Here is a 14,858-nt window from a genome sequence, read left to right as displayed (position 1 = left end):
CGGTTACTCAAATCTCAAGTCGCATTTTAATTCAAAAATTCGAATATTCCACAAGCTCCTTGTCCCGTACCGACACACATGGTTACCGCGCCATACTTTCCTTTCATAGTACGCTTTCTCATTTCATCAAATAATTGAACAGATAGTTTTGTACCGGTACATCCTAAAGGATGACCCAAGGCAATGGCTCCACCATTTACATTTATGATATCGGGATTAAGACCTAGTTCTCTAATCACAGCAATAGACTGCGAGGCAAAGGCTTCGTTTAACTCGATTAATTCTAAATCATTTTGCTTTAAACCAGATTGCTTTAAGGCTTTTGGTATGGCCTTTACCGGACCGATACCCATGATTCGAGGTTCAACCCCTGCTGCAGCATAACTTACTAGTCGAGCAATAGGCTTTAAATTTAGTTCTTTAACCATGTCTTCACTCATAATCATTACAAACGCTGCGCCATCACTCATTTGCGACGAGTTTCCTGCGGTTACACTTCCGCCTTGAGCGAAAACTGGGCGTAGTTTAGCTAAAGCATCTAAACTTGTACCTGCTCTGGGGCCCTCATCTTTGGTTACTGTATAGCTTTTAGAGGCTTTTTTTCCATTGTCGTCTATAAATGTTTCATTTACTTCAATAGGTACAATTTGGTCTTGAAAACGATTTTCAGCTTGTGCTTTTAACGCTTTCATATGCGAGTTATACGCAAATTCATCTTGATCTTCTCGAGAAACTTTAAATTGATTAGCTACAGCTTCGGCGGTATTTCCCATACCCCAGTAATAATCTGGATGTCCTGCTTTTACGGTATCGTAATTTAACTCTGGTTTAAAACCTGTCATAGGCACGGCACTCATACTTTCTGCACCACCAGCAATAATACAATCGGCCATTCCAGACTGTATTTTAGCCGTAGCGATACCTATAGTTTCAATACCAGATGCACAAAATCGATTAATAGTTACACCAGGAACATCGACGCTGTTTAAACCTATTAAGGAGATAAAACGTGCCATATTTAAACCTTGGGCTCCTTCAGGCATGGCGTTGCCAACGATAACATCATCAATTCTAGCGGTATCCAGTTCCGGTAATTCTTTCATCATGTGCTGAATGGTTTCCGCGGCTAGCTCGTCGGTTCTTTTAAAACGGAACAGTCCTTTAGGAGCTTTCCCAACCGCTGTTCTGTATGCTTTTACAATATATGCTTGTTTCATTTTTGTTAGAATTGAGAATTGACAATTGAGATTTTAGAATTATACTTTCTGTTGAAGTTAATAATTCATTTTTGTATTTCAATACATCATTCAATTATTGAGTTTACCTTTTATTTTGAAATTAAGTTTTATTCTGTTAATAAATTGAGTCGCGTTTGAAGCTCGTGAGCCGAACCATAAGACACACTCAAAAAATATTTAAATTCTTTATTAGAATTTCTCCCTGCACCTTCAGCAATATGTGAAGGTATAGAAATAGTACTTCGTTTTATTTCAGAATTTAATTCGTATTTTTCATCAGAAGATAATTCAGAAGTTAAATGATATATAGCATTAGTCAATTCCATTAACTTTTTCCATATGTTTAAATCTTCTATTTTATGCATAATTTTCTAACTACTCAATACAATATCTACATAGTAATCGCAATTAGTTGCGAAGTGGTTTTCCTGTTTTTAACATATGCTGAATCCGTTCTAAAGTCTTTCGTTCGGTACATAAACTTAAAAATGCTTCCCGCTCTAAATCCAATAAATATTGTTCGCTAACCATGGTTGGTTCACTTAAATCTCCTCCGGCCATTACGTAAGCTAGCTTATTGGCAATTTTTTGGTCGTGCTCACTGATGTATCTGCTGGCTTCCATGGCATCGGTACCTACTAAAAACATACCTAAGGCTTGTTTGCCTAAAACTTTTACATCGTTTCTTTTTATAGGTTGTGTATATCCTGTATCGGCTAAAAGTCTGGCATGTGCTTTTGCGGTTGCGATTTGTCTGTCTTTGTTAACCACTACGATATCTTTTCCTTTTTGCAGAATACCTAAATCGAAAGCTTCGTAGGCTGAGGTTGATACTTTAGCCATACCAATGGTTAAAAAGTATTCCTGAAGCACGTTGAGTTTTACGTCGCCTTTATGGAATAAATCGGAGGCTCTTAAAGCCATTTCCTTACTACCGCCACCACCAGGGATAACACCAACGCCAAATTCCACAAGACCGATATATGTTTCTGCTGCAGCTACAACTTTATCGACGTGCATGGATAATTCGCAACCACCGCCAAACGTCATACCATGCGGTGCAGATATAGTTGGAATCGAAGAGTAACGTAAACGCATTACGGTATCTTGGAAATATTTTATGGCTGCATTTAATTCATCGTATTCCTGTTCAACAGCCATCATGAAAATCATGCCTATATTCGCTCCAACAGAAAAATTTGCTGCCTGGTTTCCAATTACCAAACCTTCAAAATCTTTTTCAGCTAAATCGATGGCTTTATTCATTCCAGCTAGAACATCTCCACCTATAGTATTCATTTTAGACTGGAATTCACAATTTAAAATGCCATCACCTAAATCTTCAATTACTACTCCTGAATTTTTATAAACTTCTCTGGATTTTCGAATATTATCTAAAATGATAAAGGCGTCTTGTCCAGGAACTTTTACCTGTGATTTTGATGTTATATCATAAAAATAGGTCGCTCCCTCCTTAATGGTATAAAACGATTTGTTACCCGAGGCAAGCATATCCTTTACCCATGTGGCTGGTTCTAACCCTTCAGCTTTCATTATGTCGATACCTTTTTCTACACCTATGGCATCCCAGATTTGAAAAGGACCGTGTTGCCAACCAAATCCGGCTTTCATGGCATCATCTATCTTGTATAATTCATCTGAAATCTCAGGAATACGCTTTGAAACATAGGCAAACATAGCCGCAAAATTTGTACGATAAAATTCACCGGCTTTATCTTTGCCGTTTACTAAAACAGAGAAGCGATCAATAACTTTGTCGATGGTTTTTGTGAGCTCCAGAGTGGCAAATTTTGCCGATTTGCGTTTACGATATTCTAGTGTATGTAAATCAAGCGACAGTATTTCGCTGGAGCCGTCATCATTTTTAATTTTTTTATAGAATCCTTGTCCCGTTTTGCTCCCCAACCATTTATTGTCCATCATGGTACTGATAAAATCAGGTAATCTAAATAAATCGTGAGCTTCATCGTTAGGGCAGTTTTCGTAAATACCGTTGGCTACATGTACTAAAGTATCTAATCCCACCACATCTACGGTTCGAAAGGTTGCCGATTTAGGCCTTCCTATAACGGGTCCTGTAAGTTTATCCACTTCTTCAATAGTTAAACCAAGTTTCTTAACCTGATGAAATAAACTTTGAATACCAAAAATACCGATACGATTTCCTATAAATGCCGGAGTGTCTTTTGCAAGCACTGAAGTTTTTCCTAAAAATTGTTCACCATAGCCAGTTAAAAAGTCTAGTACGTTATTAGAGGTTTTAGGACCGGGGATAATTTCAAATAGTTTTAAATAACGTGCAGGGTTAAAAAAATGTGTGCCACAAAAATGTTTTTGAAAATCATCACTACGCCCTTCACTCATGAACTTAATTGGAATTCCTGAAGTATTGGAAGTGACTAAGGTACCTGGTGAACGGTGTTTGTCTATGGTTTCAAATACTTGCTTTTTAATATCTAAGCGTTCAACAACGACTTCCATAATCCAATCTACTTCTGAAACTTTACTGATATCGTCTTCCAGATTCCCTGTAGTAATGCGCGATGCAAATTTTTCATGATAAATGGGCGAGGGCTTCGATTTTAGGGCCTTTGCTAAAGCATCGTTTACAATGCGATTTCTAACTGTTTTGTCGTTTAATGTTAAGCCTTTGGCTTTTTCTGTATCATTGAGTTCACGCGGAACGATGTCCAGAAGTAGTACTTCTACACCAATGTTTGCGAAATGGCAAGCTATACCGCTGCCCATAATTCCAGAACCTATTACGGCTATTTTTTTTATTCTTCGTTTAGTCATGGTATGCTATACTTCTAATCGTTTTGATTGTATATTTTTTTATTTGAAATCATTTCATTAATTAAATCGGCAACCTCATAGAAATGTTTGAGTTTTTCTTCTGAAACATTTTTTCTAATGGCTTCATTAAAGGTTAGTACTTTATCTTTTGAATATGCTCTTTTTTCCCTACCAAATTCTGTAAGATGAATAATAACGCCGCGACCGTCTTCTGGATTTGGGCGCCGTTCTATTAAGCCTTTGGTTTCGAGGTTTTTTAATATTCGTGATAAACTGGTTGCTTCCATGCCCATTTTTGGACCGAGAGATGTTGAGGCTGTTCCTTTTTCAGGGTCTATACTTAATAGGGTAAAACCTGTAGCCATAGTACTCTCAAATTTGGCTGCTTCTTCGTTGTACATTTTTTGCACCGTTAACCAAGTTGTTCTTAAAACATAATCTATGGTTGGCTCTTTAGTCGATTTGTCTTTCATCCGATAGTAGTTAATGGTTATAACTGGCAGATGTTTTATGGTTGTTTAAAATTTTTGAGGCCTTTTTAATAGGGGTTAGGGTGTTATATAGTTTCATCTGAATTATTTGATATGTTCTCTCAAATATATAAAAATTTATTATGCATGCATAATAAATAGTCATAAATTTTCAAATGATTAGAAGATGGGTATTATTTACAAAGTAGTTTAAATTAAGGACGGTATATTTTTTCAATCAAGTCTTTATATATTTCCTTAATCACTTTACGTCTTAGTTTCATTGTAGGTGTTAAATGACCGGCATCAATGGACCAGGTATCGGGTGTAATTTCAAACTTTTTAATTTGTTCCCATTTTCCAAAATCAGCATTTGCAATGTCAATTTCATCTTGAATACGTTCAAGTAATTGTTTGTTGGAAATGAGGTCATGATTATCTTTAAATACAATGCCATGGCGTTTACCCCATTCTTTCACAAATTCAAAATTGAGTTGAATAAGTGCGGCAGGCATTTTTTCACCATCTCCAATAACCATAATTTGTTCAATAAATCGTGATTGCTTAAATTTATTTTCCAACAGGCTTGGCGCAACATATTTGCCTCCAGAGGTTTTAAACATTTCTTTTTTACGATCGGTAATTTTTAAAAATCCATCGGTATCAAATTCACCTATATCTCCGGTATGGAAGAAACCGTCGCTCATTACTTCAGCAGTTTTTTCCGGGTCTTTATAATAGCCCATCATTACATTCGGTCCCTTTACAAGTATTTCACCGTCGTTTGCAATTTTTACTTCTACATTGTCAATTACCTTACCTACAGTACCTATTCGAAATCCCCCATTTCGCATATCATTAACCGCAATTACTGGTGATGTTTCGGTAAGACCATAACCTTCCATTATTGGAAGACCGGCTGCTGCAAATACACGAGCTAATCGCGTTTGTAGCGCCGCACTGCCTGAAACCATAATTTCAAGATTACCACCTAATCCCTCTTGCCATTTGCTGAAAATTAATTTTCTGGCTAATTTGAGCTGCGTTTCATACCACCAACCATTTTGTCTATACGGTTCATATTTTAATCCTAGATTTACCGCCCAGAAAAATAAAGATTTTTTTATGCCTGTAAGTTCCGTGCCTTTTGCAACAATTTTATCGTACACCTTTTCATATAGTCTGGGTACAGCCGTCATGACATTAGGTTTTATTTCTTTTAAGTTTTCACTCATTTTTTCGATAGATTCGGCAAAATAAATTTCAACACCACAGTACATATATAGGTAAAGAATCATGCGCTCAAATACATGACAAACTGGTAAAAAGCTTAGACCTTTAGATTTTCCGTTTTCAAAAGGCACACGTTTTTCACTATCAATAACATTTGAGACTAAATTATTGTGAGATAACATAACGCCTTTGGGTTTACCTGTTGTACCCGAAGTGTAAATTAGGGTGGCTAAATCATTGGAGGTTATTACTTTTTTTCTGTCTTCTACGTCATCCTGATTACTTGGATCTTCACCTAATTTTAACACCTCCGACCAATGCTTAGAACCTTCAATAGAATCAAAGGTATATACGCCTTTTAAATGAGTGTTATCCTTTATGCTATTTATTTTATTAAGTACTTCAACATCCGAAACAAAGCAGTATTTAGATTCCGAGTGGTTGATAATGTATTCGTAATCCTCTGAAGCTATGGTCGGGTAAATGGGGACATTTTGAGCTCCAACCTGCAACACCCCAATATCGAGTACATTCCATTCAGTTCTATTGGTAGAGGAAATAACGGCAATTTTATCATTTGGTTTTATTCCTAATCTTAGCAAACCACGACTAACAGCATTGGCTTGATTAATAAATTCCTGAGTAGATAGGGATGTCCACTTATCAAAATATTTGGTCGTGAATGCCTTGTCTAGATTATAAGTTTTTAGCTGATAATAGGGAAAATCGAATATTCTTGTAATCTCTGCCATTATTTAGTCTTAGTTTTCTGGTACTGCAAAGTATAAAATTAAATGACATTTTCAAATATGTCATTCTTTAGTTTAACAAGATTGTAGTGAAGGTAAGACGTTAATTTTTAATTAATACAAAACTTTTATGGTAAAAACTATGATTTAAGTCATTAATAACGAAGGCTTTATAAAGTAATTTTATGTCTCACTAGATTATGTAACCAAAAGTGAAACTACTATGGAATTACTTGAAGCAGAAAAAACCCGAGTTTACCGGTTTGGTAATGAGGTTGCGGACGGAAACAGTAAAATGAAGAATCTTTTAGGAGGTAAGGGGGCCAATTTAGCAGAAATGAGTGCCATTGGTATACCTGTTCCACCTGGATTTACTATAACCACAGAAGTCTGTACAGAATATAATTTACTAGGCGAATCTGCTGTTATCGAAATGATTCGAGATGAGGTCGAAGCGTCTATATCTAATATTGAATCCTTAATGGGAAGTCGTTTTGGAGACAAGAATAACCCGTTGTTGGTTTCGGTGCGCTCAGGAGCAAGAGTATCGATGCCGGGTATGATGGATACAGTTTTAAATCTCGGTTTAAATGATGAAGTCGTTTTAGGTTTGGCAGAAAAAACCAATAATGACACATTTGCCTGGGATTCTTATCGGCGTTTTATTCAAATGTACGGGGGTGTGGTTTTAGGCATGAAACCAGCCTCAAAAGAAGACATCGATCCGTTTGAAGAAATTATGGAAAATCTTAAAGGGAAACGCGGTATTCAGTCGGATAATGAATTCACCGTACAGGATTTAAAGGATTTGGTTTACGATTTTAAAGATGCGGTAAAAAAACAAACCGGACATAGTTTTCCAACCAATCCATGGGAACAACTCTGGGGGGCAATTATAGCTGTATTTAATAGCTGGAACGGCGATCGCGCAGTGTATTACAGAAATATGCATGGATATCCTGCCGATTGGGGTACTGCCGTAAATGTTCAGGCCATGGTATATGGTAACATGGGAAATAATTCGGCAACAGGAGTTTGTTTTACCCGCGATGCCGGAACTGGTGAAAATGTATTTAATGGTGAATATCTTATTAATGCTCAAGGAGAAGATGTTGTATCTGGAGTAAGAACACCTCAGCAAATAACTATTGAAGGTTCTAAACGCTGGGCAGAATTAGCACAGATTTCCGAAGAGGATCGAAAAGCAAATTATCCGTCTTTAGAAGAGGTAATGCCAGATCTTTTTAAGGAACTTGACGGTTATCAAAAGACACTTGAAAACCATTACTGCGATATGCAGGATATGGAATTCACCATTCAGGAAGGCAAATTGTGGATTTTACAAACCAGAAATGGAAAGCGCACTGGTGCCGGAATGGTAAAAATAGCCATGGATTTATTAAGCGAAGGCCTAATTGATGAACGTGAGGCGTTAATGCGGATTGAACCCAATAAGTTGGACGAATTGCTTCATCCGGTATTCGATCCGAACGCTTTAAAACGCGCTCATGTAATTGCACAGGGCTTACCGGCATCGCCTGGCGCTGCAACCGGAAAAATAGTATTCTTCGCCGATGAAGCCACCAAGTTTAAAAACAGCATTCTGGTACGTATTGAAACGTCGCCTGAAGATTTGGAAGGTATGCATATTGCCAAAGGTATTTTAACCGCTCGAGGCGGAATGACCTCGCATGCTGCCGTTGTAGCCCGCGGTATGGGAAAATGCTGTATCTCGGGAGCGGGTGCTTTAAAAATTAATTACAAGGCCAGAACCTTAACAGTTGATGGCCATGAATATCATGAAGGCGACTGGATTTCTTTAAACGGATCTACCGGTAATATCATTGAAGGCAAAGTGCAAACAGTGGAGCCTGAATTAAGTGGTGAATTTGCAGAATTAATGTTGTTATCTGACAAGTATGCCAAAATGAAAGTACGTACCAATGCCGACACCCCTAAGGATGCTAAAGTAGCCAGAAACTTTGGGGCAGAAGGAATTGGACTTACCAGAACCGAACATATGTTTTTTGAAGTAGACCGCATTAAAGCTATGCGTGAAATGATTTTAGCCGATACCGTTAAAGGTCGAAAACAGGCTTTACAGGAATTGCTTCCAATGCAGCGTTCTGATTTTGAAGGTATTTTCGAAGCCATGGAAGGTCTGCCTGTAACTATTCGATTATTAGACCCACCATTGCATGAATTCGTGCCTCACCAGTTAGCCACTCAAAAAGAGTTGGCAGAAGATATGCATATTTCACTTCAGGCGGTTAAAAATAAAGTAGCCGAACTGGAAGAGTTTAACCCTATGTTAGGGCATCGGGGTTGCCGCTTGGGAAATACCTATCCTGAAATTACTGAAATGCAAACCCGCGCTATCATTGAAGCAGCGTTGAACTTAAAGGAAAGAGGTGTTATTTCTCAACCAGAAATTATGGTGCCTCTGGTAGGGACTGTTGAAGAGTTTATAGCTCAGAAAGGCATTATTAGAAATACGGCGAAAACCATTTTTAAAGAACGAAATGATAAAATCGATTATTTAGTAGGAACCATGATAGAAGTGCCAAGAGCAGCTTTATTAGCTGATAAAATTGCAGAACACGCCGATTTCTTCTCTTTCGGAACTAACGATTTAACCCAAATGACCTTTGGATATTCGAGAGACGATGCTGGTAAGTTCTTGCCAATATATATTCAAAAAGGTATTTTAAAAGTCGATCCTTTTGAAGTGCTCGATCAGGAAGGCGTTGGACAATTAGTGCAATTAGGAACCGAACGCGGTAGAAGTATAAAACCTAATTTAAAAGTTGGTATTTGTGGCGAGCATGGGGGAGAACCAAACTCGGTAGAATTCTGTTATAACACCGGAATGAATTATGTGAGTTGTTCACCATTTAGAGTGCCAATTGCCAGATTAGTAACGGCGCAAGCCACCATAAAAGCAGAAAGAAGAGTTTAGTATATTTATATACTAGAGTTGATTATGTTTTAAATTAGAAAAGGTCAGGAATGCGTTCCTGACCTTTTTGTTTTGAATAAATTGTTTTAAGTTAATTCCAGTTGAATTCAAAAATAGCTTGCATGGCAGGGTATTTTTTATCAGTATCGCCAACGGCTTCACGTTGTTTTATAAGTTCGGTTTTCATTTCGGCAATAATGTCTTTGTATTGAGCATCATTATAGGCATTATGGTTTTCTTTTGGGTCTTTTTCCAAATCGTAAAATTCCCATGCTGGAGGTGTACTTTCTTTTGATGACCCTGTCATATCAAGCGATTGTCCATAAAATAATACCAGTTTATAGCGATGATTTCTAATACCGAAGTGAGCCGGTCTTTCTGGATGATTGGTCCAGTATCTGTAATAAGCTGTGTTTCTCCAGTTTTCGGGCGTTTGACCTTTTAGGTTTTCACGGAAGCTTTTACCTTGGAAAGATTCAGGTGCTTTCACGCCTGCATAATCGGCAAACAAGGCAGGAAAATCGATATTCAGAATAATATCGTCTAATCGACCGCCGGCAGCAATTTCTTTTGGATAGCGAATAACAAAAGGCATACGAAGTGATTCTTCATAAATTAATCGCTTATCAAAAAAACCATGTTCACCTAAAAAATACCCCTGATCGGCAGTGTAAATTACAATGGTATTTTCAGCCAGACCATTCGCTTCCAGATAATCTAGGATTTTTCCAATGTTATCATCTATCGCGGCACCTGAACGCATAAAATCTTTAATAAATTTTTGGTAAGTAGCCTTTCTTGCAGCCACACTATCCATACCCTTGGTGGAGAACGGAAGTCCGGGATAATGGCACCACCAGTTTTCAGGATCGTTAGAGGCCTGTTCGTAACGCCAGCTTAAATTTTCAAGTTTCTGCCCTACGATTGAACGTCCAGTGGTTTCCGGTGAAAAGTCATATAATGAAGCCGGTTCCGGGATTTCAACATCTTTGTATAAATCGTTGTAACGCTTAGGAAAATCGAAAGGCTCATGTGTGGCCTTAAAATGTGTCATTAACATGAATGGTTTATCTTGCTCTCGTTGTGTTAACCAATCTAGAGATAACTGTGTGATGACATCGGTTGAAAAGCCTTTATGAACATCCCAGGCTTCAGCTGGTTTATTGAAATTTTCGGCAGTTCTTAAAATAGGATCCCAGTAACGACCTTGATCGTGCAAAATGTTGTAATAGTCAAACCCTGAAGGCTCATCTTTTAAGTGCCATTTTCCAATAATAGCGGTTTGGTAGCCACTTTTTTGCATCACTTTAGCTATGTTTAAGCTATCTGGTCGTAACGCGTCACTTAACGTGTAAACCCCATTGTTATGACTGTATTGTCCCGTTAAAATGGTTGCCCGGCTTGGTACACAAATAGAGTTGGTGCAAAAGGCGTTGTTTAAAACCATACCCTCGTTGGCCAGTCTTTTTATGTTGTCGTTTTTAACATGATCCTTTAAGATTCCACCGTAAATACCCCATGCCTGAGCCGTGTGATCGTCTGACATTATGAATATAATATTAGGTCTTTTTGATGCCTGTAGTTGTTCTTTTTTTTCGGTTTTACAACCAAAAAAGGAAATAACACAAATCAGGTAAAGAGATAATAGCGAATTATTAGAAAGCATGGTGTTGGTTATTTAGTTTGTTATATGTTTTTCAGCCAGACGATTTAAAATGGATTGTCCGTTTAAAATTTTAGAATTTAAATCGTTGGGAGCTTCTACGGTATTAAATGTCTCCACTAAATCGTTTAATTCTTTCAAGGCTTTATCACTGTGTTGCTGCGATAATGTTTCACGCAGAACTCTTATTTTTTCTGCATCTTCAATACCGTCGCGCAAGGTTTCAAAACGAACCGAGCTGCGTGCTCCAGGATAAACCACATAAGTATCACCTGCCGGCCAGGCCCTGAATCGTGAATCTATAAGCGGGTTTTCTACCCAACTATTATAAGCCCAACGTAAAACACCATCAAATCCAGCAGCTGTGGCATACCAGCCTAAATATACGCCTTCCGCAGGAGGGGAAAATGTAAATATATTGGGGAATTTATCTGAACAACAAACATAATACGTACTCACATAACCCTGTTCTTTTCTGTATTTTAAATCTTCTGGATCAATAGTTGCTCCGCAGGCCACTGAAAGATCTTTTAGCTGGTTCGGATATAGTTTGTAACTTTTATGATTATCGGCTAAAGACACTCCAAAATTAGCTTCGTTTTCTTTTAAAAGCTGAAGTAATGCCTGCATTTCTTCAGGTGCACGTTCATCCATAGCGATTCGAGTTATATCAGCCCAACCTTTTTGTTTTAAATGTGCAGCAAAGTCTTTTAAAAATGGCACCCATAATGCCGCATAATCGTCCGAACCAGGTTTAACAGCTATTTTAACTTCTTTATTTTCGGTTTCATCAAAATAGTAAAATTCATTACCCCATGGCACCATAGAGTAGCAACTAATTTGCTTATTAACCCCTAAATCCATCATAAATTGTACCCATTGGTCAAAAATGGAATAATCGTAAGTCCAGGTACCATCAGCTCCCTTTTTCCAAACAATCATTGAATCGAAAGCATCAAAAGTTTGTCCGCCCCATGGCCGTTTATTTATTGAAGTTGTAATTACCTTTTGTCCTGCCTTAGCTAGCATCTTCATAAGGGGTTTTAATAAGTTCCAATGCGCTTCAGACCAAGGTTCTACATGGTGGTATCTGGCAACGGCATACGGATTTTGCCATAGGTCTAAATGAAATTTCCAATCTGTTGGGGCTGGTAAGGTAGCCGGGAGTATTTTTAAGTTAAAAGTAAATGATTTTGCATCTTGGTGTTCCGTTGCAATGCGTAAAGTACTCTTGTAATTTCCAGGTTTGGCGTTTTTTGGAACATCTATAGAAATCCATAGCGGACGTGTTTCCTTTGCTTTTATCTTATATGAACTAACGTTTTCCAAAGCATCTGCCACCAACAAAGAATCGAAGTCTTTTGGTTTACGGTAACCGCATCCGCCTGCAAATTCGTCTGTTATGACATATTTTTCAAACCTGAGTTTAGCCACAGATGCCGGTATTACATTACCGTCTTCCGAAATAAAATCCGAGAATTCTGTTGTCACAGGTGTTATGGAGTCTGTACTCCAAAATACCATTTGCGCCGAAATGCGCTCACCACGCCATGCTTTACCTGTCCAGTTGTTTTCCAATTCTGGAGTTGGGCAGGAATTCCTTTGAAATCTTATGTATGGTGACACCAGTGAAGCGTGTAAGCCAGAGGTTGTTGTTTCCCATGGGCCTTGAGGTTTAGGTTTTGGGTCTACGGCTTCAGCATAAGTTTCACTAATTAATATCTCCTTTTCTTCTTTACAACTCGTAAGGGTTATAATGGTGGTTAGAATTAGTAAAAGTTTAGTTGTGTTCATGTTTAAAAATGATATATTGAAATTATTCTATGATGATTTCATCAACAAAAAACCATCCTGGGAAACCAGCACCTGGATGTCCTTTAGGACAATTTCCAATACCTTCAACTTTTATTTTAATAAACCTGCTATCCTCACCAATATTTAAGGTTAAACGTTCGGTTGCGTTTTCTGTTTTTGGTTGTTTTGTGTCTCTTTTTATTGTTTTTAAACCTCCATATGTTTTTCCATCGTCAGATAAACGAATTTCTACAGCTTGTACAGGAAAAATCCAGTTACCAGAGTTGTTAAGAGAGTTTACACTTATCGTTTTTATAGGTTTTATTTTGTTTAAATCAATTACAAATTCCATCGATTTGCCTTCCTGGCCAATCCATTGTCCTGATGCATAATCGGTATACCCTAACTTACCATCAATTAACAAGTTTAAATCACTGTATTTTTGATTTACGGTTGTCGTTGCAGAAATCTTGCCTCCTTTAGCTAAGTTAGAAACCGTTTCTATTTTTTTAGGGATATCTTTCTCATGACCATGCTCCCAAGCCAAAAATTCCTGAGTTAGTTCTTTAACTTTTTCAGGGTATTTTGAGGCGAGATTAACCATTTCAGAAACATCTTCATCTAGATTAGATAAGAATAAAGCATCTTCTTCTAAATTTAATTCTCCTTTATTTGAGGTGTCTTTTGGAAAACCAATTAATTTCCAATTCCCCTTTCGTACCACCCATTGTTTGCCGTATTTCCAGAATCCTGAGGTGCGTTCAGTTGTTTTTTTAGGGTTTTCAATCATTTTAGACAAATCGATGCCATCAATTTTTGTGTTTATTTTGTCTAATTTACAAAGTTTAGCCAGTGTTGGCATCCAATCGATATTCATTAAAAACTGATCGTTTACAACATTTTCCGGTAAATTATTTTTCCAGCTTATAATAGTTGGTAGCCTTATGCCGCCTTCAAATAAACTGCTTTTCGCACCACGATACGGTCCTGCATTTCCGCCACCGCCAAACGCACGTGTTTCAGTAGAATACCCATTATCTGATTGATAGATAACTATGGTGTTTTCACGAATTCCAAGTTCATCTAATTTGTCCATTAAAAAGCCAATGCGTTCATCGATAGTAGAGATGAAAGCCGCATAATCGGCACGTGGCTTGGCCATATTTTTATAATACTCTCGCCATTTTTGAGTTGGCTGATAAGGGTAGTGTGGCATGTTGATGGCGTAATACATAAAAAATGGTTCATTTTTATGATTTTCAACATAATTTATAGCCTTATCGGAAGCTAAATCGGGGAAATACTGCCCGTCGTAAAATACTTCTTTTCCGTTTTCATATAAGTCGTGAATATTAGGCCCCTCCCAGTAAAAAAAGTGAGAGTAGTTATCGATACAACCTCTTAAATGCCCGAAAGAATAATCAAAACCTTGAGCATTAGGGCTTGAAGTTTGACTCATACCCAAATGCCATTTTCCAACATGTCCAGTGGCGTAGCCATTGTCTTTAAATAATTCAGCTAAAGTATATTGTTCTGCAGGTAATCCGTCGCTTCCTGGCTCAGCCGAAGTATTTCCTGTAAGTTCAGCATTTTGGGGATAGCGCCCTGTAAGTAGTGCAGCTCTGGATGGTGCGCAAACAGGTGCTGCTACATAGGCTTGCGTAAAGCGTGTGCCTTCTTTTGCTAGTTTATCGATGTTTGGAGAATAAATATCGTTTGCTCCATAACTTCCCAAATCGATCGCGCCTTGATCATCGGTATAAATAACGATAACGTTGGGTTTAGATTTTGTTTGTGCAAAACTTTGAAATCCAGAAAATGCAATGGCAATAGCCATATAGCTTTTAAGAATGTTAGATTTTAAACGCATGTAAATACTATTAATGTTCTATTATATGTTTGTGATTATGTTTTGAATATAAAGGTCTAAAGTTA

At 37.7% G+C, this 14,858-nt stretch carries 9 protein-coding genes; 1 reads left to right on the top strand and 8 read right to left on the bottom strand.

Features of this window, described 5'->3' with window-relative positions:
* Window positions 1-26: 26 nt before the first annotated feature.
* From ICJ83_RS09305 to ICJ83_RS09285, 5 genes are all read right to left on the bottom strand, one after another.
* Window positions 27-1,217: an acetyl-CoA C-acyltransferase gene (locus ICJ83_RS09305; RefSeq protein WP_188230110.1), complete on the bottom strand. Its 1,191-nt coding sequence runs from the start codon at window positions 1,215-1,217 to the stop codon at window positions 27-29.
* A gap of 128 nt (window positions 1,218-1,345) precedes the next feature.
* Window positions 1,346-1,603 (bottom strand): four helix bundle protein, encoded by a 258-nt coding sequence (locus ICJ83_RS09300; RefSeq protein ID WP_223154681.1) that lies wholly within the window; start codon window positions 1,601-1,603, stop codon window positions 1,346-1,348.
* A 43-nt stretch (window positions 1,604-1,646) separates the two neighbouring features.
* A complete protein-coding gene (locus tag ICJ83_RS09295) occupies window positions 1,647-4,055 on the bottom strand; it encodes a 3-hydroxyacyl-CoA dehydrogenase/enoyl-CoA hydratase family protein (RefSeq protein ID WP_188230109.1) in 2,409 nt (802 codons plus the stop codon).
* 14 nt (window positions 4,056-4,069) lie between these two features.
* Window positions 4,070-4,528, bottom strand: a complete 459-nt coding sequence (locus tag ICJ83_RS09290) for a MarR family winged helix-turn-helix transcriptional regulator (RefSeq protein ID WP_188230108.1) — start codon at window positions 4,526-4,528, stop codon at window positions 4,070-4,072.
* A gap of 212 nt (window positions 4,529-4,740) precedes the next feature.
* Window positions 4,741-6,510: an AMP-dependent synthetase/ligase gene (locus tag ICJ83_RS09285; protein WP_188230107.1), complete on the bottom strand. Its 1,770-nt coding sequence runs from the start codon at window positions 6,508-6,510 to the stop codon at window positions 4,741-4,743.
* Between the two features lie 220 nt (window positions 6,511-6,730).
* Between ICJ83_RS09285 and ppdK the strand changes: the two genes are divergently transcribed.
* Window positions 6,731-9,466, top strand: a complete 2,736-nt coding sequence (gene ppdK, locus ICJ83_RS09280; protein ID WP_188230106.1) for a pyruvate, phosphate dikinase — start codon at window positions 6,731-6,733, stop codon at window positions 9,464-9,466.
* 91 nt (window positions 9,467-9,557) lie between these two features.
* Here the strand turns inward: ppdK and ICJ83_RS09275 are convergent, their stop codons facing one another.
* From ICJ83_RS09275 to ICJ83_RS09265, 3 genes are read right to left on the bottom strand one after another with little or no spacing between them, the layout of a single operon-like run.
* Complete coding sequence (locus ICJ83_RS09275) at window positions 9,558-11,132, bottom strand: sulfatase family protein (protein ID WP_188230105.1); 1,575 nt, start codon at window positions 11,130-11,132, stop codon at window positions 9,558-9,560.
* Between the two features lie 12 nt (window positions 11,133-11,144).
* Complete coding sequence (locus ICJ83_RS09270) at window positions 11,145-12,923, bottom strand: DUF4091 domain-containing protein (RefSeq protein ID WP_188230104.1); 1,779 nt, start codon at window positions 12,921-12,923, stop codon at window positions 11,145-11,147.
* Window positions 12,924-12,945: 22 nt separating this feature from the next.
* Window positions 12,946-14,793 (bottom strand): sulfatase-like hydrolase/transferase, encoded by a 1,848-nt coding sequence (locus ICJ83_RS09265; protein WP_188230103.1) that lies wholly within the window; start codon window positions 14,791-14,793, stop codon window positions 12,946-12,948.
* Window positions 14,794-14,858: the final 65 nt, after the last annotated feature.

This window comes from Aestuariibaculum sediminum (assembly GCF_014596945.1).
Taxonomy (GTDB): Bacteria; Bacteroidota; Bacteroidia; order Flavobacteriales; family Flavobacteriaceae; genus Aestuariibaculum; species Aestuariibaculum sediminum.
This window is presented reverse-complemented; position numbering and strand designations above follow the sequence as displayed.

Coding starts and splice junctions, on each gene's coding strand:
- ICJ83_RS09305 (WP_188230110.1), bottom strand. CDS start 1,217: ATGAAACAAGCATATATTGTAAAAGCATACAGAACAGCGGTTGGGAAA.
- ICJ83_RS09300 (WP_223154681.1), bottom strand. CDS start 1,603: ATGCATAAAATAGAAGATTTAAACATATGGAAAAAGTTAATGGAATTG.
- ICJ83_RS09295 (WP_188230109.1), bottom strand. CDS start 4,055: ATGACTAAACGAAGAATAAAAAAAATAGCCGTAATAGGTTCTGGAATT.
- ICJ83_RS09290 (WP_188230108.1), bottom strand. CDS start 4,528: ATGAAAGACAAATCGACTAAAGAGCCAACCATAGATTATGTTTTAAGA.
- ICJ83_RS09285 (WP_188230107.1), bottom strand. CDS start 6,510: ATGGCAGAGATTACAAGAATATTCGATTTTCCCTATTATCAGCTAAAA.
- ppdK (WP_188230106.1), top strand. CDS start 6,731: ATGGAATTACTTGAAGCAGAAAAAACCCGAGTTTACCGGTTTGGTAAT.
- ICJ83_RS09275 (WP_188230105.1), bottom strand. CDS start 11,132: ATGCTTTCTAATAATTCGCTATTATCTCTTTACCTGATTTGTGTTATT.
- ICJ83_RS09270 (WP_188230104.1), bottom strand. CDS start 12,923: ATGAACACAACTAAACTTTTACTAATTCTAACCACCATTATAACCCTT.
- ICJ83_RS09265 (WP_188230103.1), bottom strand. CDS start 14,793: ATGCGTTTAAAATCTAACATTCTTAAAAGCTATATGGCTATTGCCATT.